The 23467-nt window shown below is 69.4% G+C and carries 19 protein-coding genes; 9 read left to right on the forward strand and 10 right to left on the reverse strand.

From position 1 onward, the window contains the following. Positions 1-160: 160 nt before the first annotated feature. Positions 161-502 (reverse strand): hypothetical protein, encoded by a 342-nt coding sequence (locus Q7W82_RS09190; protein ID WP_048490955.1) that lies wholly within the window; start codon positions 500-502, stop codon positions 161-163. Between the two features lie 122 nt (positions 503-624). Next, positions 625-1800 carry a thiolase family protein gene (locus Q7W82_RS09195; protein ID WP_242156573.1) on the reverse strand — a complete coding sequence of 392 codons (1176 nt, stop codon included), beginning with the start codon at positions 1798-1800 and terminating at the stop codon, positions 625-627. 204 nt (positions 1801-2004) lie between these two features. Between Q7W82_RS09195 and Q7W82_RS09200 the strand changes: the two genes are divergently transcribed. Further along, positions 2005-4830: an autotransporter serine protease gene (locus tag Q7W82_RS09200; protein ID WP_242156574.1), complete on the forward strand. Its 2826-nt coding sequence runs from the start codon at positions 2005-2007 to the stop codon at positions 4828-4830. A gap of 114 nt (positions 4831-4944) precedes the next feature. On the opposite strand, the gene Q7W82_RS09205 is transcribed toward Q7W82_RS09200, so the two are convergent. Beyond that, positions 4945-6045 (reverse strand): Glu/Leu/Phe/Val dehydrogenase dimerization domain-containing protein, encoded by a 1101-nt coding sequence (locus tag Q7W82_RS09205; RefSeq protein WP_010342303.1) that lies wholly within the window; start codon positions 6043-6045, stop codon positions 4945-4947. A gap of 472 nt (positions 6046-6517) precedes the next feature. Further along, positions 6518-6835 carry a hypothetical protein gene (locus Q7W82_RS09210; protein WP_242156575.1) on the reverse strand — a complete coding sequence of 106 codons (318 nt, stop codon included), beginning with the start codon at positions 6833-6835 and terminating at the stop codon, positions 6518-6520. A 218-nt stretch (positions 6836-7053) separates the two neighbouring features. Between Q7W82_RS09210 and Q7W82_RS09215 the strand changes: the two genes are divergently transcribed. The 4 genes from Q7W82_RS09215 (at position 7054) to Q7W82_RS09230 (ending at position 14095) form a co-directional block, all read left to right on the forward strand. Further along, positions 7054-10626 carry a methylmalonyl-CoA mutase family protein gene (locus Q7W82_RS09215; protein ID WP_242156576.1) on the forward strand — a complete coding sequence of 1191 codons (3573 nt, stop codon included), beginning with the start codon at positions 7054-7056 and terminating at the stop codon, positions 10624-10626. A gap of 153 nt (positions 10627-10779) precedes the next feature. Further along, complete coding sequence (locus Q7W82_RS09220) at positions 10780-11262, forward strand: nuclear transport factor 2 family protein (RefSeq protein ID WP_242156577.1); 483 nt, start codon at positions 10780-10782, stop codon at positions 11260-11262. 311 nt (positions 11263-11573) lie between these two features. Continuing rightward, complete coding sequence (locus Q7W82_RS09225; protein ID WP_242156578.1) at positions 11574-12632, forward strand: HDOD domain-containing protein; 1059 nt, start codon at positions 11574-11576, stop codon at positions 12630-12632. A gap of 311 nt (positions 12633-12943) precedes the next feature. Further along, positions 12944-14095, forward strand: a complete 1152-nt coding sequence (locus Q7W82_RS09230; protein ID WP_242156580.1) for a M50 family metallopeptidase — start codon at positions 12944-12946, stop codon at positions 14093-14095. Positions 14096-14267: 172 nt separating this feature from the next. On the opposite strand, the gene Q7W82_RS09235 is transcribed toward Q7W82_RS09230, so the two are convergent. Next, positions 14268-14756 (reverse strand): pyridoxamine 5'-phosphate oxidase family protein, encoded by a 489-nt coding sequence (locus tag Q7W82_RS09235; RefSeq protein WP_152237959.1) that lies wholly within the window; start codon positions 14754-14756, stop codon positions 14268-14270. Between the two features lie 314 nt (positions 14757-15070). On the opposite strand from Q7W82_RS09235, the gene Q7W82_RS09240 reads away from it, so the two are divergent. The 3 genes from Q7W82_RS09240 (at position 15071) to Q7W82_RS09250 (ending at position 17073) form a co-directional block, all read left to right on the forward strand. Continuing rightward, on the forward strand, positions 15071-16051 hold the full coding sequence (locus Q7W82_RS09240) for a lipase family protein (RefSeq protein WP_242156582.1): 981 nt from the start codon (positions 15071-15073) through the stop codon (positions 16049-16051). Positions 16052-16155: 104 nt separating this feature from the next. Continuing rightward, positions 16156-16740 (forward strand): N-acetylmuramidase, encoded by a 585-nt coding sequence (locus Q7W82_RS09245; protein ID WP_242156584.1) that lies wholly within the window; start codon positions 16156-16158, stop codon positions 16738-16740. Positions 16741-16899: 159 nt separating this feature from the next. After that, the gene (locus Q7W82_RS09250) at positions 16900-17073 is read left to right on the forward strand and encodes a DUF1328 family protein (RefSeq protein WP_160948036.1); all 174 of its coding nucleotides are present in this window, start codon (positions 16900-16902) and stop codon (positions 17071-17073) included. A gap of 99 nt (positions 17074-17172) precedes the next feature. On the opposite strand, the gene Q7W82_RS09255 is transcribed toward Q7W82_RS09250, so the two are convergent. The 3 genes from Q7W82_RS09255 to Q7W82_RS09265 all read right to left on the reverse strand — a co-directional run bounded on the left by Q7W82_RS09255 (position 17173) and on the right by Q7W82_RS09265 (position 20733). Further along, positions 17173-17340, reverse strand: a complete 168-nt coding sequence (locus tag Q7W82_RS09255) for a hypothetical protein (RefSeq protein WP_242156586.1) — start codon at positions 17338-17340, stop codon at positions 17173-17175. A gap of 135 nt (positions 17341-17475) precedes the next feature. Then, positions 17476-18876, reverse strand: coding sequence for a serine protease (locus Q7W82_RS09260; protein ID WP_242156587.1), 1401 nt, complete (start codon positions 18874-18876; stop codon positions 17476-17478). A gap of 255 nt (positions 18877-19131) precedes the next feature. Next, positions 19132-20733 carry a PQQ-binding-like beta-propeller repeat protein gene (locus Q7W82_RS09265; RefSeq protein ID WP_242156968.1) on the reverse strand — a complete coding sequence of 534 codons (1602 nt, stop codon included), beginning with the start codon at positions 20731-20733 and terminating at the stop codon, positions 19132-19134. Between the two features lie 507 nt (positions 20734-21240). On the opposite strand from Q7W82_RS09265, the gene Q7W82_RS09270 reads away from it, so the two are divergent. Further along, positions 21241-22047, forward strand: coding sequence for an SGNH/GDSL hydrolase family protein (locus tag Q7W82_RS09270; protein ID WP_242156589.1), 807 nt, complete (start codon positions 21241-21243; stop codon positions 22045-22047). Between the two features lie 95 nt (positions 22048-22142). Here Q7W82_RS09270 and Q7W82_RS09275 read toward each other — a convergent pair whose 3' ends face one another. Both Q7W82_RS09275 and Q7W82_RS09280 read right to left on the reverse strand, forming a co-directional pair. Then, on the reverse strand, positions 22143-22853 hold the full coding sequence (locus Q7W82_RS09275; protein WP_242156591.1) for an rRNA pseudouridine synthase: 711 nt from the start codon (positions 22851-22853) through the stop codon (positions 22143-22145). A 67-nt stretch (positions 22854-22920) separates the two neighbouring features. Then, positions 22921-23418 (reverse strand): YgjP-like metallopeptidase domain-containing protein, encoded by a 498-nt coding sequence (locus Q7W82_RS09280; protein ID WP_242156592.1) that lies wholly within the window; start codon positions 23416-23418, stop codon positions 22921-22923. Positions 23419-23467 lie beyond the last annotated feature (49 nt).

Below are 23467 nucleotides of genomic sequence, written 5' to 3' on the forward strand. Positions count from 1 at the left end.
CGTGGGAGGCATGCATCGCGCTGCCTGCGCCGCCCATCGCAAGGACGATGCGACGGCACGATGGCGGCGACCGTCGCGGCGCTGTTCGGCAAACGCCAGGCAAAGAAAAAGCCGCTGGCGGACCAGCGGCTCCTTCAGGACTGCAAAAAGCAAGAAGTGATTACTTCTTGGCTTCCTGAGCAGCGTCCTTCGCCTTGTCGGCGGTGTCTTCCGCAGCCTTGGCGGTGTCGGCAGCCTTGTCGGCAGCGGCATCGGTCGGGGCAGCGGCGGCAGCGGCCGAAGCGTCGGCAGCGGTGTTGGCGGCGGTCGCGGCGGTGTCGGCAGCGGCCTGAGCGGCGTCGGCGGTCGGGGCGCCGGCGGCAGCCGACTGGTCGGCAGCAGCCTGCGCGTCGGTGGCGGCTTCGTTAGCCGAAGCGGCGGCGTCCTGGGCCTGCTCCTGCTTCGAGCACGCGGCCAGGGCCAGGCCCAGGGCCATTGCGATCAGCAGCTTGTTGATGCTCATTGTGTCTATCCTCGTCGTTTAGTTAGGCAACGCGCGAATGCGCGCCCTCAACATGATGACAAGCCAAAGTCGGCTGTCAAGCGCACGCGCATTCATTTTTGTGTTTCAGGGGTTAATTTCAATCAAATCAATTCGATGGCGACCGCTGTCGCTTCGCCGCCACCGATGCACAGGGTCGCGATTCCGCGGCGGCCGCCACGGCTGCGCAACGCATTTAGCAATGTCACCAGCAGGCGCGCACCGGAGGCGCCGATCGGATGGCCGAGCGCGCAGGCACCGCCATGGACGTTGACCTTGGCGTGGTCCAGGCCCAGTTCCTTGATCGGCACCATCGCCACCACGGCGAAGGCTTCGTTGATCTCGAACAGATCCACTTGGTCCAGGCTCCAGCCGGTCTGGTCCAGCAGCTTGCGGATCGCGCCCACCGGTGCGGTGGTGAACCACTCCGGCGCCTGCGAGAAGGTGGTGTGGCCGACGATCCGCGCCAGCGGCGCGAGCCCGCGACGTGCGGCCTCGTCGGCGCCCAGCAGCACCAGCGCGGCGGCGCCGTCGGAAATGCTCGAGGAGCTGGCCGCGGTGACCGTACCGTCCTTCTTGAACGCCGGCTTCAGCGCCGGGATCTTGGTCACGTCGGACTTGCCCGGCTGCTCGTCGCTGTCGACCTGCACCTCGCCCTTGCGGGTGGCGACGGCGACCGGGACGATTTCCGCCGCGAAGGCGCCATCGCGCTGCGCCGCCTGCGCACGGTTCACTGATTCGATCGCGAACGCGTCCTGGTCCTGGCGGCTGAAGCCGAACTTCTCCGCGGTGGCCTCGCCGAACACGCCCATCGCCTGGCCGTCGTCGGGATTGGTCAGGCCGTCCCAGGCCATGTGGTCGACCGCCTGGAAGTTGCCGTAGCGGTTGCCGGTGCGCGAGTTCGGCAGCATGTGCGGCGCGTTGCTCATCGACTCCATGCCGCCGGCGACGACGATGCTGGCCGAGCCGGCCTTGATCAGGTCGTGGCCCAGCATCACCGCCTTCATGCCCGAGCCGCAGACCTTGTTGATGGTGGTGGCGCCGGTGGCGTCGGGCACGCCCGCCGCGCGCGCGGCCTGGCGTGCGGGAGCCTGGCCGAGATTGGCCGGCAGCACGCAGCCCATGATGACCTCTGAGACGTCGGCGGCGGGGATGCCGGACTGCTCCAGCGCGGCGCGGATGGCCGCGGCGCCCAGCGTCGGCGTGGGCACGCCGTTGAACTGGCCCAGGAACGCGCCGATGGCGGTGCGCTTGGCCGCGGCGATGACGATCTCGGTCATGGCAAACCCTTACGAAAGAGGTGCGCCGATTATCGGCCGCGGCGCGGATTCTGCCAATCGCAGGTCGCGTGAGCGGCCGCCCCGCATACGAGGTTTCGGTGTAGATTGGCGTGGGTTTTATCGCCGTCGCCGACGGCCGATGAATGGGAACGGCACCGGACGGTGCGGCAGATCAAGGTAGAGGGGAAGCACATGCGGGCATTGATGGCACGGTCGCTGCTGGCGGCCGCGGTGGCGGTTGCGCTGACCTCGTGCGGTGGCGGCGGTGGCGGTGGCGGCAATCTGGTCCATGGCAGTCCGCCGCCGACCTCGCCGCCTCCGCCTCCACCCCCGCCGCCGCCTCCGCCGCCGCCGACCTCGCCGCCCCCAACGTCGCCGCCGCCTCCGCAGCCGGCGTTCGACGCGCACCTGACCCTGACCAATACGCTGGCCGCGCACAACGCCGGCTACGACGGCAGCGGTTTCCGCATCGGCGTGGTCGACACCGGCGTCAACCGCAATCATCCGGCGTTGGCCGGGCGGGTGGTGTCGAACCTGATCTACGTCGACCCGAGCCAGAACAACACCAAGGTCGACGACGTCGACGGCCATGGCACCACCGTGGCGCAGCTGGCGGCCGGCAAGTCGGTCGGGCAGTGGCCGGGCGGCATCGCGCCGGGCGCGCAGATCGTGTCCGCGCGCATCATTTCCGATACCCCGCCCAAGGACGACGGCAGCGGCAGCGGCAACCAGGTCAGCGGCGGTCTGGGCCTCACCCAGGTGCACCAGGACCTGATCAATGCCGGGGTCAAGGTGATGAACAACTCCTGGGGCGGCATCTACTGGACCGACCTGAACTCGACCAACGCCATCGCCGACGAGTACCGCCCGTTCGTGCTCGGCTACGGCGGCCTGGTGGTGTTCGCGGCCGGCAACGAATCCAAGTCCACGCCCTCGGACATCGCCTCGCTGCCCAGCAAGGCCGGCCCCAACGGCACGCTGCCGGCGGCGGACCTGGAGCGCGGCTGGCTGGTGGTGGCGGCGACGGATTCGAGCACCGGCACGCAACTGGCGTCGTATTCCAACGCCTGCGGCGCGGCGATGCGCTACTGCCTGGTCGCGCCCGGCACCGAGGTGTTCGTCGATCCCAAGGCGACCACCTCCACCAGCAACCCGGACTACTACTACGGCAGCGGTACCTCGTACGCGGCGCCGCTGGTGTCCGGTGCGGCGGCGCTGGTCTGGCAGGCCTTCCCGTATTTCAACAACGACCTGGTCCGGCAGACCCTGCTCGGCACCGCCACCGACCTGGGCACGCCGGGCGTGGACGCGACGTTCGGCTACGGCCTGCTCAACGTCGGCAAGGCGGTGCAGGGGCCGGGGCGCTTCGACTGGGGCGATGTCACGGTGGCGTTCACCGGCAGCTCGACCTGGGCCAACGACATCGCCGGCAGCGGCGGGCTGATCAAGCAGGGCAGCGGCACGCTGACCCTGAGCGGCACCCAGAACAGCTACAGCGGCGACACCCAGGTGCAGGGCGGCACGCTCAGTGCGGCCAGCCTCGGCAGTTCCAACGTGGCGATCAGCAATGGCGCCACCTTCGTCGGTACCGGCGCGCTCGGCGGCAGCGTCGCCAATGCCGGCACCTTCCAGGTCGGCGCGGCCACCCTGAGCCTGAGCGGCAACTACGTGCAGAGCAGCAATGGCCGCCTGGCCCTGCTGGTCGGCGACAAGCTCTCGGTCGGCGGCAGCGCCGTCCTGCAGGGCGGTTCGCTGTATGTGCTGGGCAAGCGCGACTACGTGGTCAACAACACCGCGTACAAGGTGCTGGAGGCCAATGGCGGGCTCACCGGCACGTTCGCTTCGGTGACCACGCCGTCGAACGTGTTCCTGACCTCGTCGCTGTCCTACGACGCCACCAGCGCCTCGATCACCGTGCAGTCGCTGAGCGTCACCGCCGCCGCGGCCAGCTTCGGCAACATCACCGCGGCCACCCTGGCGTCGGCGACGCGCGTGGACGCGGCGTTCGCGCAGCTCAACACGCAGCTGAGCCAGGCCCCTGCCACGGTCGACGGCACCCTGCTCAAGGCGGCCGGCGCGGTGCAGCAGTCGCCGAGCGTGGCGGCGGCGTCGGCGACGCTGCGCAGCCTGTCCGGCGAGGCGCATGCCTCGGCCACCGCGATGACCTTCGACACCATGGACCTGCAGCGGCGCGCGCTGTCCAGCCGCTTCGACACGCTGGTCGACCAGCCGCGCGCGGTCGGCGCCTGGAGCCAGCGCCTGGGCGAGACCGGGCAGGGCAGCTTCGCCGGCAGCCAGTTCCAGCTCGATGGCTGGCTGATGGGCCAGGACCTGCGCCTGGGCGATCACGCCGTGGCCGGCTTTGCCTTCGGCGAGAGTCGCGCCAGCGACGCCGGCAGCCTGGACCGCAGCCGCAATCGCCAGGTGCAGGGCCAGGCCTATCTCGGTGCGGTGGCCGGCAACGCCTACGCGCTGGCGCAACTGGGCAGCGGCCAGTACCAGCGCCAGCTCGACCGCAGCCTGCTGCTCGGCGACACCGTCGCCGACGCCTCCAGCCGCTACGCCGGTCGCTTCCTGTCCTCCAGCGTCGAGGTCGGCTACCGGTTCGGGCGCGGCCCGGCGTGGCTGACCCCGTATGCGGGCGCGGACTACAGCCGCATCGACAGCGATGGCTTCCGCGAACAGGGCGGCGATGGCTTCGGGCTGATGGCCGGTGCCGCCAGTTCCTCGCGCAGCCAGGCGCTGGCCGGCCTGCGTGGCGGATTCGGCGGGCGCGGCTGGTCGCTGCAGGGCTATGCCGAGTGGCAGCAGACGCTGGCCGCACAGGGGCTGGACCGGCAGGCCAGCTTCGTCGGCGTGAACGCCTGGGCGCCGCTGGTGGATTTGCAGCCGGCGCGTTCGGGCGGCCTGTTCGGCGCCAGTCTGCAAACCCGCTGGAATGGGGCGTTGCTGGGGTTGGGCTACGACCAGCGGTTCGGTCCGCGCGGCGACGACCGTGCGGTGTCGCTGCGCTATCGCCTGGGCTTCTGAGTTGCGGTCACCGGTCCGGCGCGTGTTGCGCCGGACCAGGCTCGCTCAGGCAGGGCCAGGCTGTTCGGCCCTGCGCGCTGCGACCTCTCCGCCTGCGGCGCAGGCGGTGTTGCGTCACTCTCCGCGCAGATGGCCCATCGAGCGCGGCGCGGTGCGGCCCAGCGGCAGCTTGAGCTTGCCGATCGCCTGCATGCGCGCCTCGGCGATGCGGTCGGCGGCCTGTTGCGGCGGAATGTTCTCGCGCTCGGACAGGTCGAAGATCTTGCCGAGGTTGTGGTACATGCTGCGGATCAGCCGCATCGCGCGTTCGCGGTTGTAGCCGTCGATTTCCAGCGATACGTTCATCACGCCGCCGGCGTTGACCGCGTAGTCCGGCGCGTAGAGGATGCCGCGGCGGTGCAGTTCCTCGCCGACCGCCGGATTGGCCAGCTGGTTGTTGGCGGTGCCGCAGACGATCTTGACCTTGAGCCGCGGCAGCTTGGCCTCGTCGAGCGCGCTTTCCAGGGCGCACGGCGCCAGCACGTCGGCGGCGACGTCGTAGATGTCGTCCGGGTCCACCGCCTCGGCGCCGTACTCGGCCACCGCGCGCGCGACCAGCGCCGGGTCCAGATCGGTCACGTACAGCTTGGCGCCGCGCTCCTTGAGCAGCTTCACCAGTTCCATGCCGATGTGGCCCAGGCCCTGCACGGCGATGCTGGTCTTGCCGATCTCCTCGTGGCCGAACTTGCGTTGCAGCGAGGCCATCAGCGCCTGCAGCGCGCCGTAGGCGGTGAACGGGGCCGGGTCGCCGGAGCCGCCATGCACCTGGTGCACGCCGGTGACGTACTCGGTCTCCAGGTAGATCTGCTCCATGTCGTTGACGTCGGTGCCGACGTCCTCGGCGGTGATGTAGCGGCCGCCCAGCGAATCGACATAGCGGCCGAAGGCGCGGAACAGCGCTTCGGACTTGTCGCTCTTCGGGTCGCCGATGATCACCGCCTTGCCGCCGCCGATGTTGAGCCCGGCCAGCGCGTTCTTGTAGGTCATGGTGCGGCTGAGCCGCAGCGCGTCCTGCAGGGCGGACTCGGTGTTGGCGTAGGGGCGCATGCGCACGCCGCCCAGCGCAGGGCCGAGCACCGTGTTGTGGATGGCGATGATCGCCTGCAGTCCCACGTCGCGGTTGTGGCAGAAGACGACCTGTTCGTGGCCGGTGTTGGCTAGCGTTTCGAAAAGCATGGGGGCTCCGCTGGCGTTGCAGGTGTCGGACACCATGGTCCAGGAACATGCCTGGTGGGTGGCGCAAAACAAAAACGCGACGGTTCCGGAACAGGCCCTGAGCGTCGCGATGGCGGCATTTTAAAGCAATTGCCTGCCGCCCGCGCGCTGGCGCCGCGGCCCGCGGCATGGGCATCTCGCCACTGCGTGCGACGCCAGGGGCAAGAGCGGCCGTTCGCCGGGTCGCTTGCGTAGGCTTTGAGCGGGGCGGACTGGGGCGGGAATGGCGCCTGGCACAGGGGGGCGGCGCGTGGGCGTCCGGGGCGGCCCTGCGGTAGTGGTGACCGCGCGGGGTGCGGTGACGCGCGGGCGAGCGCTGGCGCCGTGGGCGGCAGCGCTGGTCGACGCATGGCCGCGGCCCTGCATACCGCGGCGGCGCGGTCCACGATCGCCGCCGGCACGGCGATCGCGCGTCTTCTGTGGGGCGGATGGACTAGCGGCGGACCCAATAGCCGGCGCGGAAGCGATAGGCAGGGCCGTGGTGCTCCCACCGTGGGCCGACGTAGACGTAGCCCGGCCGTTCCACCACGTAGCGGCCGGCGACCCAGACGTAGTGGTAGCCGTTCCACTGCCAGTAGCCGGGCATCCACACGTAGCCGGGTCGCACCACCACCCGTTCCACGCGTGGCGGCGGCGGCGCGGTGCGGACCGACAGTTCCACCACGTCGCGCGCCTGCGCGGGCGCGGCGGCGATGCCGCCGGCGAGCGCGCCGCCGAGCAGGGTGGCCAGCAACAAGGGACGAGCGAACATGCGAGGTCTCCGAAGGCATCGGCGGGGTGCCGACGCGGGAGGAAACGCGGCGACCGGCGCGGATGTTGACGCGCTGCCGGGGGCGTATTCATGCAGCGGATAGCCAGGCGCGCCGGCGCGCATGCGGGGCGCCGCCCAAGCGTGCATGCTGCAGCGCAACCTGCCCGTGTCGCGTTGCGCGCCTAGAATCGCGGCATTCTCTTTTCGATGTCCGCACGATGAGCCTTCCCGCGTCCCGCGTTCCGTTGCCGCAGACGGACGCCAGTCCCCTGCGTTTCGTCACCGCCGCCAGCCTGTTCGACGGCCACGATGCGGCGATCAACATCATGCGCCGCCTGATCCAGGCGCAGGGCGCCGAGGTGATCCATCTCGGCCACAACCGCAGCGTCGAGGACGTGGTGTGCGCGGCGCTGCAGGAGGACGCCGACGCGATCGCGCTGTCGTCCTACCAGGGCGGGCACGTGGAGTATTTCAAGTACATGGTGGACATGCTGCGCGAACGTGGCGCCGGCCATGTGCGGGTGTTCGGCGGCGGTGGCGGCACCATCACCCCCGAGGAGATCGCCGAGCTGCAGGCCTACGGTGTGGAGCGCATCTACCACCCCAACGATGGCATGAAGATGGGCCTGGTGGAGATGATCGAGGACGTGGTGGCGCGGGCCGGGCAAGGGCGCGCGGCCGCGGCGGATGCGCGCGGCGCGAGCGCGGCCGGCTCCCCGCTGCCGGACATCGACGACGAGATCGGGATCGGTCGGACGCTGTCGGCGATCGAGGATGGGACATTCTCGGAGGCCGAGCTGGCGTTGCTGCGCAAGCAGTGGCAGTCCGGCGCGGCGACCGCGGCCGAGCCGCGCAGCCGACGCACCGCGCCGGTGCTGGGCCTCACCGGCACCGGTGGCGCCGGCAAGTCCTCGGTCACCGACGAACTGCTCAATCGGTTCCTGGCCAGCTTCCCGCAGATGCGTATCGCGGTGGTGTCGGTGGACCCCAGCCGGCGCCGCACCGGCGGTGCGCTGCTCGGCGACCGCATCCGCATGAACGCGCTGCGCAGCCCGCGCGTGTACATGCGCTCGATGGCCACGCGGCGCCAGCACGCCGCCACCAACCGCGTGCTGAAGGACTGCATCGCGCTGTTGAAGGGCATCGGCTACGACCTGGTGATCGTGGAGACCGCCGGCATCGGCCAGAGCGATTCGGAGATCGTCGATCTGGTCGATTTCCCGGTGTACGTGATGACCAGCGACTACGGTGCGCCGAGCCAGCTGGAGAAGATCGACATGCTCGACTTCGCCGAGCTGGTGGTGCTGAACAAGTACGACCGGCGCGGCGCCGAGGACGCGCTGCGCGACGTGCGCAAGCAGTGGCGGCGCAACCGCGCGGCGTTCCAGCTGGAGGACGAGGCGGTGCCGGTGTATCCGACCATCGCCAGCCAGTTCAACGATCCGGGCGTGAGCTGGATGTTCGTCAATCTGTGCCGCCTGCTGCGCGAGAAGCTGGCGACGCAGGTGGAGGCCGCGGCAGGCGCGCCGGGCATGCCGATGCACTGCGACTTCCATCCGCAGCTCGACACCACGCTGAAGGAGCCGCGCGCCACCGTGCTGATTCCCGGAGCGCGCGTGCGCTACCTGGCCGAGATCGCCGAGCAGGGGCGGGCGCTCAATGCCGGCGTGCTGCGCCAGGCCGAAGCGGCCGACCGTGCGCAGGCGTTCTGGCAGGCGCTGCACGCGCTGCAGGATCCGCAGCTGCCGGCGCAACTGGAACTGTATGCGGCGCACGACCTGCTGCCGGCGCCGCGCACGTCCGCCGAGGTGTCCGATGCCGCCGTGGACGCCAGCCTGCTGTTGCTGCGCCAGCGCTACAACGATGCCTTGCAGTCGTTGTCCAGCGAATCGCTGAAGCTGCTGCGCGAGTGGCCGCAACGGCTGAAGTCGATCACCGACCCGGTCACCGAATACGCGGTGCGTGGCAAGCCGATCCGGGTGGAGAACTACCGGCAGTCGCTGAGCCACCAGTCCATTCCGAAGATCGCCGCGCCGCGCTACAAGAGCTGGGGCGAACTGCTGACTTTCCTGGGCAAGGAGAACCTGCCCGGCAGCTATCCGTACACCGGCGGCGTGTATCCGTACCGGCGCACCGGCGAGGACCCGATCCGCATGTTCGCCGGCGAGGGCACGCCCGAGCGCACCAACCGGCGCTTCCACTACCTGAGCGTCGGCCAGCCGGCCGCGCGCCTGTCCACTGCCTTCGACAGCGTCACCCTGTACGGCGAGGACCCGGCGCCGCGTCCGGACATCTACGGCAAGATCGGCAACTCCGGTGTCAACATCCCGACCCTGGACGACATGAAGAAGCTGTATTCCGGTTTCGACCTGTGCGCGCCGACCACCAGCGTGTCGATGACCATCAACGGCCCGGCGCCGATGATCCTGGCGATGTTCATGAACACCGCCATCGACCAGCAGGTGGAGAAGTACCTGAAGGCCGACGCGCAGCGCTGGGCGCAGGCCGAGCAGACCCTGGCGCGGCTGTTCGACGGCCGCGAACGCCCGCGCTATCACGGCGAGTTGCCGCCGGGCAACGACGGCCTCGGCCTGGCTCTGCTCGGGGTCAGCGGCGACCAGTTGGTGGACGCGGCGACCTACGCGCAGATCAAGGCGCAGACCCTGTCCAGCGTGCGCGGCACGGTGCAGGCCGACATCCTCAAGGAGGACCAGGCGCAGAACACCTGCATCTTCAGCACCGAGTTCGCGCTGCGCATGATGGGCGACATCCAGCAGTATTTCGTCGAGCAGAAGGTGCGCAATTTCTACTCGGTGTCGATCTCCGGCTACCACATCGCCGAGGCCGGGGCGAACCCGATCAGCCAGCTCGCCTTCACCCTCAGCAACGGCTTCACCATCGTCGAGTACTACCTGGCGCGCGGCATGCACATCGACGATTTCGCGCCGAACCTGAGCTTCTTCTTCAGCAACGGCATGGACCCGGAGTACACGGTGATCGGCCGGGTGGCGCGGCGGATCTGGGCGCGGGCGATGCGCGAGCGCTACGGCGGCAACGAACGCAGCCAGATGATGAAGTACCACATCCAGACCTCGGGTCGTTCGCTGCACGCGCAGGAGATTCAGTTCAACGACATCCGCACCACGCTGCAGGCGCTGTACGCGTTGTTCGACAACTGCAACAGCCTGCACACCAACGCCTACGACGAGGCGATCACCACGCCGACCGAGGAGAGCGTGCGCCGCGCGGTGGCGATCCAGATGATCATCAACAAGGAGCTGGGGCTGAACTTCTGCGAGAACCCCTGGCAGGGCAGCTTCATCGTCGAGCAGCTCACCGACCTGGTCGAGGAGGCGGTGTACAAGGAGTTCGAGGCGATCAGCGAGCGCGGCGGCGTGCTCGGCGCGATGGACACCATGTACCAGCGCGGCAAGATCCAGGAAGAGAGCCTGTACTACGAACACAAGAAGCACGACGGCAGCCTGCCGCTGGTCGGGGTCAACACCTTCCTGCCCAAGGAGCACGCAGGCGAGACCGCGACCGAGATCGAGCTGATCCGCTCCACCGAGCAGGAGAAGGACCAGCAGATCGGCAACGTGCGGGACTGGCAGCGGCGCCGCAATGCGCTGGCGCTGGCCGCCGACGGCGCCGGCCTTGGTGCGCTGCAGCGCACCGCACGCGAGCGCCGCAACGTGTTCGCGGCACTGATGGAAGCGGTCAAGACCCATAGCCTGGGCCAGATCAGCCACGCGCTGTACGAGGTGGGTGGCGAGTATCGGCGCAACATGTAGGCGCGGTCGGGCGTCGGCGCTGACGCCATCGACGCCGCGGCGGCGAGTGTGCCTGCGCGGGTGTCGCGGCAAGGCCCCTGCGTGCGTCGCAAGCTTGCGGCCACTGCCCAGGGAAGCGCATGTTCTTCCCATCGACGAGCGTAGGGGTGACCGATGAAAGCCTGGGCAGCGGGGGTGTTGATGGCGTGCGCGGCAGCGAGCCGGGCCCCGGAACCGGCCGGGGACGGCGCTGCAGGACCGCTGTTCGAAACCGTCGCGGCGCTGGACCAGCGCCTGTTCGACGCCTACAACCGCTGCGACCTGGCGGCGTTCGAGTCGCTGTTCGTGCCGGACGTGGAGTTCTACCACGACACCGGCGGCGTCACCTGGGATCGCGCGAGCGTCGTCGACAGCACGCGCAAATGGATCTGCGGCAAGGTCCGTCGTGCGTTGGTGCCCGGCACGCTGCGGGTCTACCCGGTCAAGGACTTCGGGGCGATCGAGGAGGGGGAGCACCGCTTCTGCGACCTGGCCAGTGGCCGTTGCGAGGGCATCGCCAAGTTCGTGATGGTGTGGCGCCAGGACCCGGACGGGTGGAAGCTCACGCGCGTGCTCAGCTATGGCCACCGCGCGGCCCCCGAGCCGGCGCCGCACTGAACGTGCGCGTGGCGGTCGCCGCCGGAAAGCAGGCGGTCAAGCCCATGCCTGGGCCGGATCAGCCACCTGCCGCACGCAGGGGATGCTGGGTGTCGACGCACGTGCCGGCGGGGTGGTGACGGGCAACGCCGGCACGCCGCTTGCTTGCGACTGGGGAGCGCGATCGCGCGTGTCTCCGACCGCCTGACGGAGGTCGGCCGCCGCATCACGTCGGCGTTGCGCAGAAACCCGCGCGGCGTGCTTGAATGACATGGCGCGCCGCGTGGGCGCGCACCGGTGGCCGGGCGCGGGGACCTGGCGATGTTTTGCGGATGACGACGATCGTGCCGATCATGTGGATTGCCATCAGTGCGGGTGTGCTGGTGCTGGGGGCCGGACTGTGGTGGTGGCTGCGCCGTGGCCATGGCGATGCGGCCGAAGCGCCGCAGGCGCGCACGGCGTTCGAGGGCGCGGGCCAACTCGATGCGCCGGCAGCGCCTGCACGCGCGGCATCGGCTGCGCCTGTGGCCGCAGCGGACCCGGGCATCGACCCATTCGCCGATCCGGCGCTGATCGATCTGGATCCGGTGCCGGATGCGGCGATCCTGGCGCGCCTGTGCGAGCTGGCGTTCGCCGGCCGGCCGGTGAACGCGTCGGCCGCGGCCACGCCGGCGGTCATGGCCGATGCCGCCGCGGTGCTGGCGCGCATCGACGCGCATCCGCGCTACACGCCGCGGCGCCCGCACCTGTTGCCGCAGCTGACCCGTGCGATCAACGATCCGGCCGCCGGCGCCCACGCCATCGCCACGATCCTGGGCCAGGACCCGGCGCTGGCCGGCAACCTGCTGCGCATCGCCAACAGCGTCGTCTACCGCCGCCATCCCGAGCCGATCGAGAACCTGGAGCGGGCGGTGGCCCTGCTCGGCACCGAGGGCCTGCGCCAGATCGTGCTGGCGGCGTTGCTGCAGCCGGTGATCGTCGACGACGGCAGTGTCTTCGGCCGCTGTGCGGCGGTGCTGTGGGAACACACCCTGCTGTCGGCGCACGCCGCCGCGCAGGTGCCGGACCGCGAGGATGCGAACGCCGCGCAATTGCTGGCGCTGCTGTGCGGGCTGGGCGCGGTCGCGGTGGTGCAGGTGCTGCGCGATGTCCACGCACGCCATGCCGAGGCGGCTCCCACGCCGGCGGCGATGACCGAGATGCTGGAGGCCTGGTCGGCGCACTGCGCCAAGGCCATCTCCGCGGACTGGGGGCTGTCGCCGCGCGTGCAGCGCGCGCTGGAGGAGCAGGCCAGCGACGCCGATGTGGCGACCATGAGTGCGCTCGGCCTGGCCCTGCGCCGGCATCGCGCCGCCGCGGCCGCACAGTTGGCGGTGCGCTATCGCCGTTAGGTGGCGCCGTTGCGTGGTCCAGCCAGTGATTGGTCGACACGTGCGGCAGAGCGGCCGGGTGCCGCAGCGATGCTTGGCCACCGGGCGATGCGACGGGATGTCGGCGCAGCCGGCAGCGCGAGACAGCATGCGCCGACGCAGGCGCGGATCGCTGTCGTGTCCGCGCTGGCGCCGAGGCTGATCTGCTTGCTGGCGCCGCTGGCGACGATCGCCGTCCATGAAGGTGGCGCCCTGCTGGCGGCGCATGCGCATGCGTGCGCCGCGCGGTTCCGGCGTGGCAGGCGGCCGCTCGGTGCCGCGCGGAGCCGACCATGAGTTCGGCCGGGACAACACGCGGCGTGTGGATGCCATCGCCTTGGCTCAATCGGCTCCTGACAGGCGTGCAGGGCGTGCTGTTGCTGATCGGCGTCTCGGCGATGGCGGTCGGCGCTATCGCCCTGGTCCAGGGCGTCTGGGCACCGGGCATGGTCGAGTTGCCGGTGATCCTGCTCAGTCTTCCGCTGGCGGGCATGGCGACGGTGGCGCTGCACGAGTGCGGCCACGTGCTGGCGGCGCGTGCCGCGGGCATGACCGTCTACCTGATCCATATCGGCCCGCTGCAACTGCATGCGCGCCGCCGTGGCTGGAAGATGCGTTGGCGGCGCGTGCGCCCCGGCCATCCGATCGGCTTCGTGCTGCCCGTGCCGGATCCCTCCCTGTCGCTGTGCCGGCAGTATCGATTGACGATCGTCGGCGGGCCGGCGGCCAATCTGCTGGTGGCGTCGATCGCATGGCTTGCCGCGCGAGGCGCCGGCCTGGACAGCAGCCTGGGCGCATTCTGCGTTGGCATCGGCGTCCTCAACTTCGCGGTCGCGCTGATCAATCTGTTGCCGGTGCAGGGCCGGTCGGGCGCAACCGATGGCTTGCAATGGGTGAATGTGGCGCGGTGGCACGAAGCGGATGCCCCGGCGTACGTGCTTGCCGAACTCAATGGGTGGACGTGCAAGGGCGTCACCGCGGACAGGCTGCCGCCGTCCCGCCTGGACGTGCTGGCACGCAGCGACCTGGCCTTGTGCCACAGCTGGTTTGCGTTGAAGGCGGCGCAACAGCGTGGTCAGTGGCGGCAAGCGGCGGAACTGCAACCGCAGATGGAACAGCGCCTTGCGGAAGTGGGGCCCGCTGCCGCGCACTGGGCGACGCTGGTCATGCTGCTGCGGTGCGAATTCGCATTTTCGCGTGCGATGGCGGGAAGCGCCGAGATGGAGATGCTGGAGGCGGGACTGACGGCGGAGGCGGACTGGATCGCTCCTGCGTTGCGCCCGCGCTGCCGGGCATTGATGGCCGTGCGGCACGGCGACGCGGCGGCGGCGCAGGCCTGGTTGCGTCTTGCGGAGGCGGCGGCCGAAGACCAAGTCGATCGTGCCCTGCGGGCCAACGAAGCGGTGCTGCGCGATGCGATCCGTGGACTGCTAAAGGCCGAATGATCCGTTGCTTCGGCACGGTCGACGCCATGCGCCGCTTGCATGACGCGCGGCGCGTTTTCTCGACGTCATGCAGGCGCGATGCGCCCGGCGGGCAGGAGACGGCCTGCCTAGCGGGAGGCCCCGGCTGCACGCATGCAGCCGGCGCGACGGCGGCGTGGCGAGCGCGTCGACCTCAGCGCAGCGGCACGTCGGCGACCTTGTCCTGATAGTCGCGCTTGGGATCGATCCCGAACAGCACCTTGATGCCGGCCATCAGGCTGGAACCATTCAGCCAGATCTGCGCGTGGTCCGGATCCAGGCGCAGCAGCGCCAGCTTCGGATCGTCCTTGCCCTGTTCGTACCAGGCGTCGATGAAGCCGTTCCACAGGCGCTCGATCACCGCCTGGTCGTTGTCCACGCTGAGCGTGCCGCTGATGCTGGCGAACAGGTCGTGGTTCTTGGCGCTGAACGCCGCGATCACCCGCTGGCTCTGCGTCAGCTTCTGCACCAGCGCGTTGTCCTTGGAGGTGAAGAACCAGATCGGGCCGCCGTGATCGCCCTCGAACTGTGCGGTCATCGGGCGGGCGTGGCCGTCCTCGACGCCGTCCAGACCCAGCATCACGGTGCGGTCGGACTTCAATGCCTTCCAGAATTTCTCTTCCAGTTCCTGCGGGCTGGCCATGCGGATCTCCGAGCGGGCGACAGTGCCCGCCTGCACTGTGCCGGGCGCGGCGCGCGCGGTCCGTGACGGGAGGGTGCAGGCGATGTGGAGAGGCAGTGCGCGCGGGTGTCGTAGACAAGTGCTGCGTTGCGAAGGGCGATGCGATGCGTATCGAAGCATCGCCTGGATCGGCAGTGCTACTAAGCGACCACGCCCCGCTGTACTTGGCCATCTCCCCGATGGCGGCCGCAGCGTGGCGGACGGACCACGGTTCCGCAGGGAAGGTGTGCCGGTTCCCGCGGCCCACGCCGCGCTTTCCGACAGGACGTTCGCCGATGAGTGCGATTCCCGCGACGCAACCGCTGTTGCCTCCGCAACTGACCCTGGCGATGGCAGCCGCCAGCATCGCCGCGTACGCCGCCTACGAAGGCAAGCCGGTTGTGGCGCCGTCCGACTACCGCCTGGTCGCCCGCTGGTCCGGCTGGGACGGCGATCCGCTGGGTGGCAGCGAGGAACTGTTCGGCCTGCTGTTCCGCTCCACGGTCGCCGCCGGGACCTATCTGTTCGCGTTCCGCGGCACCGACTCGGATCTGGACATCTACGAGGACCTGGACTTCTCCACCACTGCCTTCGTGCCCACCGCCGGCACCGCCACGCCGGTGCCGCAGGTGTCGGCCGGGTTCTACGGCATCTACGACGCCAGGGGCGGCGCCATGCGCGCCTCGATGCGCGCGCAGTTGTTCGCGCTGCTGGAGCACTTCGCGCCGACCCAGGTCTACGTCACCGGACACAGCCTGGGTGGCGCACTGAGCCAGCTGTTCTCGCTGGACCTGGCGCTGAGCCGGCCGGCGCTGCCCAGTCGCAACATCAACTTCTGCAGCCCGATGGTCGGCGACGCGAGCTGGGAGCAGGTCTATGCCGCGCATATCGCCGCGGCCGACAGCACGCGCTGCTACAACTACTGGGACTATGTGCCATCGCTGCCGCCGTCCACGTTCGGCTATGCGCCGGTGGGGCAGGCGTTCCGCACCGCCTACGAGGTCAACGGCGCCTGGTTCCCGCACCTGCTGCCACGGCACTCCATCGCCAACATGCAGGTCGTGCTGCAGCATGCGCTGTGGCAGACGCCGCAGGCCTGGAGCGGCACCTTCGCCGACCAGACCGATCCGCAGCGGTTGATGTGCAGCCAACTGCCGCCTACGACGGCGCATCCGCCCTGGGCGGACATGGCGCTGACCGCGCGTGCGGCCGAGCAGGCGCTGGGTTTTCCGGAAACTGCGCCAGTGCCACCAGCGCCGCCAATGGCCACGACGTGAGTTAGGGGGCGCCTGGCGGAATGCCGGAGTGCCCGGGAACCGAGTGGCGCCGCTGGGGGCGCCACGCTGTTGGCAACCTGCATCGCGTCCGCAAGGAGTTCGCCATGGCCTCGTTCGACCTGTATCTCCCGCAGTTGCTGCGCTTCGAAGGCGGCTTCGTCGACGATCCCAACGATCCGGGCGGCGCCACCAACTACGGCATCAGCCTGGCCACCTTCCAGCGTGATGCGCAGGCGCTGCTGGGCGAGGCGCCGACCCTGCAGGCCTTGCGCGCGCTGACTGTGCAGCAGGCCGCGGCCATCTACAAGCAGGCGTACTGGGACCGGATCGGCGCCGACCGCATCGCCTCGCAGACGCTGGCCGAACTCGTGTTCGATTTCTACGTCAACGCCGGCAACGTGGCGATCGAGCTGTTGCAGCGCATCCTGCAGCAACTGGGCGCGACGCAACTGGTGATCGATGGAGAGATGGGACCGACCACATTGGCCGCCCTCGCCACGGCCGACGCGGCGCAGGTGTATGCGCAGTACCGGCAGCAGCGGATCGCCTACTACCAGCGCCTGGTGGCGGAGCGTCCGGCCGACGCCGAGTTCCTGGCCGGTTGGCTGCGCCGCGCGGAATGGTTTGCGCCGAGCCTGCCGGCGGATGCGTCGTCACCGCCGCAGACCGCGCAGGCCGGGACCGCCTGAGCGGTCGCGCGCCGCGCCACACGTGTACGGTGCGTGCATCTGCGTTTCACCGCTTGCGCATGTCGCGCTGGCTAGTCTCCCGGGCAAGCGTCGGCCATTGCCGATGCCACCGCACGCCGCTACGGCGTACGCCTGTCCTCGTTTCGGGAAGACCGCATCATGATCAAGTGGGCCATCATCATCGCCATCATCGGACTCATCGCCGGCGCGCTCGGCTTCAGCGGCGTGGCGGGCGCAGCGATGGGCGTCGCCAAGTTCCTGTTCTGGGCCGGCATCGCCATCGCCCTGGTGCTGTTCGTGCTGGGCACGATGCTGGCCAAGAAGGTCAGTTGAGCCCAAGACCGGGCAGGTCGCGTTGAGCAGACGCGGCCTGCAGGCGGATAGACGCAGGCGCCACGGTGGCCGGCAGCCACCTGCTGTGCCGCCATCGCCCTAGGCGTCGCTGGCGGTATCGGTGTCGTTCTGCGCGGCGGCATCGTCGGATGCCGGTTTGGCCGCTGCGGCGCGCGCTTCGCGCTTGCGCGCTTCTTTTTCTTCCTGCTGTTTCTTCTTGGCCAGCTCGCGCTGACGTTTCTCGAAGGAGTAGTTGGGCTTGGCCAATGCGCATCTGCCGGTGAGGGGAGTGCGCCGAGTGTAGCTGGTGTGCGCCATCGGCGTGCGAAACGGACAGGCCGCCCGTGTGAGACGGCCTGTCCTAGGCGCAGGTGCGGGAGTACGGCCCTCCCGGACCTTGGCTTACGGGCTCAGATACTGCTGGATCGACGAATACACGTCGGCAAAGCGCGAGTAGTAGTCGGGATCGCTCGGTGCGCTGCAGTACGAGGTGCCGCCATACAGGCCGCCGCGCAACTGGTAGGCGCCGCTGCTGTTGACGGTGAACAGGCCGGAGCCGGACGAGCCGCCTTCGGTGACGCCGGTGCTCCACTGCACGCGGTACAGCGGCGACTTGCCGTCGATGGAGCTGGACAGCGCGGTGACCTTGCCCAGCGAGTACTTCTTGACGTCGCCGGCGGGGTGGTGGATGCCTTCGATCGCGGTGCCGGTCGAGCCGATCGCCGAGCTGCTCCAGCCCGCATAGAACGCGCCGCTGGGCGGAGTGCTCTTCAGCTCCAGCAGCGAGGTATCGCGGGTGGTGTTGGCATGGCGCAGGTAGGCGCCGCCACCGAGCGTGGTGTAGTTGGAATTGACCGTGGAGCCGCCGCAGGTGGTGGCGTCGTAGAACCAGTAGGTCTGCAGCGTGTTGGCCACGGTCTGGGTGCTGATGCAGTGCGCCGCCGTCCAGAACAGCGGCTTCTTCGGCGAGTTGCTGTTGTTGAGCAGGGTGCCGGTGCACAGGTAGGTGCTGCCGCCGCTGGTGAAGGTCATGCGCGCCACCGACTTGGCCGCCGAGGTGAAGCCGGAGGTCGGACTGGCGCGGCAGACGATGTCGCGCTCGCACGAATCGCTCTCGCCGATCATCGGCCGCATCATCGTGTCGCTGGCGACCGGGCTGATGTCCAGGTGCGACAGCTGCGGGATCTTCAGTGCGAAGCCCTGCGGATACTGGCCCGCCGGCAGTTCGATCTCCACCACCATGCGCGCGCCGGCGATCACCGCCGACCAGCCGGGCTGGCTGCCGGCGAAATCGGCGCCGCTCTGCTGGAACACACGGCCATCCTCGCCGGCGAAGCGCAGCGTCGCCTTGCCCGGATCGCCGGGCTGGGCGCCGCTGCCGCTGAGCTGCAGCGCCGCGCGCAGCGCCTGCGCGTTGGTCGAGACGATTTCGAAACTGGTGACCTGGGCGCCATTGGGCAGGGTCTGCCAACGCAGGCGGCGCAGGTTGATCTCGGGCTTGGCGACGTCGCGGGAAAAGCCGATCTGCAGCGGCTGGCCGTTCTTGACCTGTTGCCCGCGCGCCTGCTTCATCGCCGCGGCCTTGCTGCTGTCGGGTGCGGCCAGTTCGATCAGGCGCGGCGCGTGCGCGCTGCCCGGGGTGAGGCTGCGCAGTTCCGCGCCACCGAGTGCGGCGGCATCCGGGCGCGCTTCGACCGGGGCGGAGTCCATCTCGGCTGCTGGGGGAGTGGCAGCCATGGCGACGGGGGACATGCCGGCAATGCCGGCCAGCAATGCCAGATACAACGCATGCTTGCGATTCATCGATCTTCCTTCTGCGAAGAGGGACGAGACCATCCGGCAGGGGACCGGATGCCGTTGCACCCGAGTTCAGGGTGCCTGCCGAGGCTACGGACGACGCCACGATGATTGCGTGCCAGGCGTCACGCTCGGGAGGCCGGTTTCGTAGACAGCTGCTCACATTGCGTGTGATGGCGGGTTATGCGCGACGCATAAAAAAGCCTCCCCTGCTTGCGCAGGAGAGGCGATGCGATCCACGTGATGCGACGCCGTGGGCGCTCAGCGGCGCCGGTTCGACGGCACGAACTTGTATAGCTTGTTGACGCCGGTGCCGAAGTTGAAGCGGCTGTAGCCGGCGCCCCAGTACACCGCGCCATCGACGATCGCCGGCGCGCTGGACACCGAACCGCCGGCATCGAAGCTCCACAGGGTGGCGCCGGTCTTGGCGTCGAGCACGGTCATCGCGCCGGACATCGAACCGGCATAGACCAGGCCTGGCGACGCCGCCAGCGGGCCGCGGCCGCCGGCGCCGAACGTGGTCTGCACCGGGTCGGTGCCCGGCACCTTGACCTGCCAGAGGATCTTGCCGCTGGCCGCATCCAGCGCGGCCCAGGAGCCGGCGTTCCAGGTCTCGGTGTTGCCCGGCGCCAGGGTGTAGGGCGTGTGCTCGTTGTTGTTGATGGCCACGTACACGCGCGCGGCGAACGGATCCACCGACGAGCCCCATTCGATGCCGCCGGCGGTGCCGCCCGGGCCCACCTGGGTCGACCACACGGTCTGCCCGCTGTCGGCGTCGAACGCCCAGTAGACGCCGCTCTTCTGGCCGGCTCCGACCAGCGCCTGCGGCTTGCCGTTGCGGATCACCGTGAACAGGTTGGCGCCGCCGCCGCTGAAGTCGTAGTCCGGTCCCTGCGGGTCCTGGCACAGGCCGTTGGTCGGCGCCACCAGGCACGACAGCGACCAGGCGTCGGCACCCTGCAGGCGGCGCGTCCACACCGGCTTGCCGCTGCGCATGTCCAGCGCCAGCACCGAGTCGACGTAGTTGTCCGGCGCCATGCACGCCAGTTGCGCGGTCTTGTCGCCGTTGGCGTTCTTGACGCAACTGGCCACGTCGGTCGGCACCGAGTAGTTGTTGCCGGTGGTGGCGTAGACGCGCTGGCGCAGCGGATCGATCGCCAGCGTGCCCCACACCGACGCACCGGTGTAGCCCTCCGGCGCGGTGCGGAAGCTCCACAGCAGCTTGCCGGTCTTCAGGTCCAGTGCGGCGACGCTGCCGCGGAAGGTGTACTTGTAGCCGGCGCTCAGCCCGCCCCAGTCGCCCGAGGAGACGCCGACGTACACGCGGTCGCCGTAGATCACCGGCGAGGCGGTGATGCGCGCCTGCGGGTTGGATTCGACCAGGGTCTTCCACAGCAGCTTGCCGGTGGTCTTGTCGATCGCCAGCACGGTGCCGCTGGCCTGGTCGCCGACCAGGACGCTGTCGCGCGCGATCGCCGGGCTGTTGCGCGACAACGAACCGGCGATGCCGGTGTAGTCGGACAGCTTCACCTGCCACACCGCCTTGCCCAGGTCGGTGTCGATGCGATACAGCTGGCCGCCCCAGTCGGGCACGTACAGCGCCGTGCCCTGCACGGTCGGCGTGGCCGACACGTCGCCTTGGGTGGTGAAGGTCCACGCGGTCTTCAGGCGCGCCGCGTTGAACGGGGTGATCTGCCATTCGCCGGGCGCGAAGCGGGTGTTGAGGAAGCCGCCGCCGGCGCTGTCCCAGAGGCTGTGCGTGGCGAACGGCGTGCCGCCGGAGAAGGTGCTGCGCCATTGTGCGCTGGCGGCGGTGGTGTCGGTCGTCGCCGCTGCGGTGCCTGCGGACTGCGCCATCGCCATTGCGCTGAACATCAAGCCGGGAATCAACGCCAGCCGCAGGCGGGAGTGGTTCTGGTGTGCATCACGCGTTTTCATGGATGTCCTTCGGGCTTGGGAGTGAGGATCCCCCCGTCACGTCCGCGGCCATCCTAGAAGTGGAAATCCTTGCGTGTCATGTACTTACGAAAAAGTTAGGGCGCTCGCAAAAGGTTGCGGCGATAGCGAAAAACAATGGCGACGGCATCGCCCGGTCATCGTGTCGGCATCCACGTGACGCAGGTCGGGCCATGATGCGATGGCGGTCGAGGCCGTGCGTTGCACTGCATCGCCAGGGCGCAGCGCGACGTGCTGACGTAGCGCGTGGCGATATGTGCTGTCGATTCTGAGCGCAGGATTCGACGCGTGAGCGCGGACTGAATCGCGGTGCAGCGCGAGGGTCCTGGCGCTGCCGCTGCGGCGATGCCGTATGGCCGATGCGCGCGCCTGGTTACACTGTGCGATCACGTTGTCCGCACAAGGAATGCCTCGATGAAATGCCCCTCGCTGTTGTCCCTCGCCATCGCGCTGTGCGCCACGGCCGCCGGTGCCGTGCAGGCGGCAACGCCGGCGTCCACCGCCGCGCTGGAGGGCAAGGTCGATGCGCTGTACACGCGTGCTCCGGACACGCTCAAGCCCGACGAAGTGAAGGCGATGCAGCAGCGCCTGCTGGACTGGGCGCAATTGCAGCGCTATCGCGCCGACAATGCCGCGCTGCCGGCGCCGGCAGCGGACGCACCGCGCGTGGTCTTCTATGGCGATTCCATCACCGACGCGTGGGGCCGCCGCGAAGGCACCACGTTCTTCCCCGGCAAGTCCGCCTACGTCAACCGCGGCATTTCCGGACAGACCACCGCGCAGATGCTGGTGCGCTTCCGCCAGGACGTGATCGACCTGAAGCCGGCGGTGGTGGTGATCCTGGCCGGCACCAACGATCTGGCCGGCAACACCGGGCTGTCCACGCTGGAGATGATCGAGGACAACCTGCGCTCGATGACCGAACTGGCCCAGGCCCACCACATCAAGGTGGTGCTGGCCTCGGTGCTGCCGGTCACCGACTATCCGTGGCGGCCGGGCCTGCAGCCGGCGCCGAAGGTGCGTGCGCTCAATGCCTGGATGCAGCAGTACGCGCAGCAGCAGGGCGCGGTGTATCTGGATTACTACAGCAAGCTGAGCAACCGCGACGGCGGCATGGACAAGACCGTGGCCATCGATGGCGTGCACCCCAACAACGCCGGCTATGCGGTGATGGCGCCGCTGGCCGAGCAGGCCATCCAGCGCGCGCTTGCGCAGCCCTGATCCACCGCGCGCGCTCTAGCCCCTCTCCCCCCGGGAGAGGGGTTGGGGTGAGGGTACGGGCGCCGGTAAAGATGGTCGACGAGCGGCGCAACCGCTCAGAAACGCTCGCCGCTCGGCAGATAACGCCATTCGCCCGGCGCCAGCTTGCCCAGTGGGATGCGGCCGATGCGCAGGCGGCGCAGCCCGCTCACCTCCAGCCCGACCTGCGCGCACATGTCGCGCAACTGGCCCGGGTGCACGTGCTTGATCGCAAAGCGCAGGCGCTGTTCGCTCTGCCAGCTGACCTTGCACGGCGGCAGCGTGCGCTGTCCATGGCGCAGGCCATGCGCGAGCCGGTGCAGGCCATAGGGCTGCAACGTGCCGCTGACCTCCACCACGAACTCCTGCTCCAGCGTGGCCGCGTCCTCGCTCAGCCGCCGCAGCACGCGGCGGTCCTGGCTCAGCACCAGCAGTCCGCTGGCTTCGGTTTCCAGTGGCAGCGGCATGCTCAGGCGCAGGAAATGGCGCTTGAGCACACGCACGTCGCTGGTATCCAGCGCGCTGCGGTGGGCGGGCGTCGCCAGCGCGAGCGCCTCTTCGGCGCGCATGCCGGCCGGCTTGTGCAGCAGCAGGGTCACCGCCTGTGCCGGGCCGAGTTGCGCGTCAGGCGCCAGCGTCACCTGCTGGGTGGTGATCGGCGTCTGCGGTTCCTCGACCACCACGCCGTCCACGCTGACCCAGCCGCCTTCGATGTACTGCTGTGCCTCGCCGCGCGAACACGGCAGCAGGGCGGCGAGATGCTTGTCGAGACGGACGGGGCTGGACATCGGCGGTGCGGCGATCGGTCGGGGGCGCAGTGTACGGGCGTCGCGGGGGCGCTGCCACGCAGCGGTGTCAGCGCTCGGCCAGTTCCAGCTGGGTCAGGTACAGGCGCAGGTCGAACTCCAGCCGGTGGTAGTCCGGCACCATGTGCGCGCACAGCTGGTAGAAGGCCTTGTTGTGCGCGCTCTCCTTCAGGTGCGCCAGTTCGTGGGCGACGATCATCGGCAGGAACGCCGCCGGGGCATCGCGGAACACGCCGGCGATGCGGATCTCGCGGCTGGCCTTGAGCTTGCCGCCCTGCACCCGCGACACCGTGGTGTGGGTGCCCAACGCGTGCTTCACCGCCTGCAGGCGGTTGTCGTAGATCACCTTGTGCAGCGGCTCGGCGCTGCGCATGCAGCGGTCCTTCAGTGCCTGGGTGTAGTCGTACAACTGGCGATCGGTGCGCACCGCATTGGCCTCGGGGTAGCGGCTGCGCAGCCAGTCGCCCAGGCGCTGGCGCGCGATCAGCTCGCGCACCTGGTCCAGGACCTGGGGCGGGTAGCCGACGAGATAGCGCAGGGTGTCCATGCCGCCACCTTAGCGTGCCGTGCGCTGCACGCGCACCCGTCGCATGCCT

Origin of the sequence: Xanthomonas indica (genome assembly GCF_040529045.1) — a bacterium.
GTDB classification, from domain to species: domain Bacteria; phylum Pseudomonadota; class Gammaproteobacteria; order Xanthomonadales; family Xanthomonadaceae; genus Xanthomonas_A; species Xanthomonas_A indica.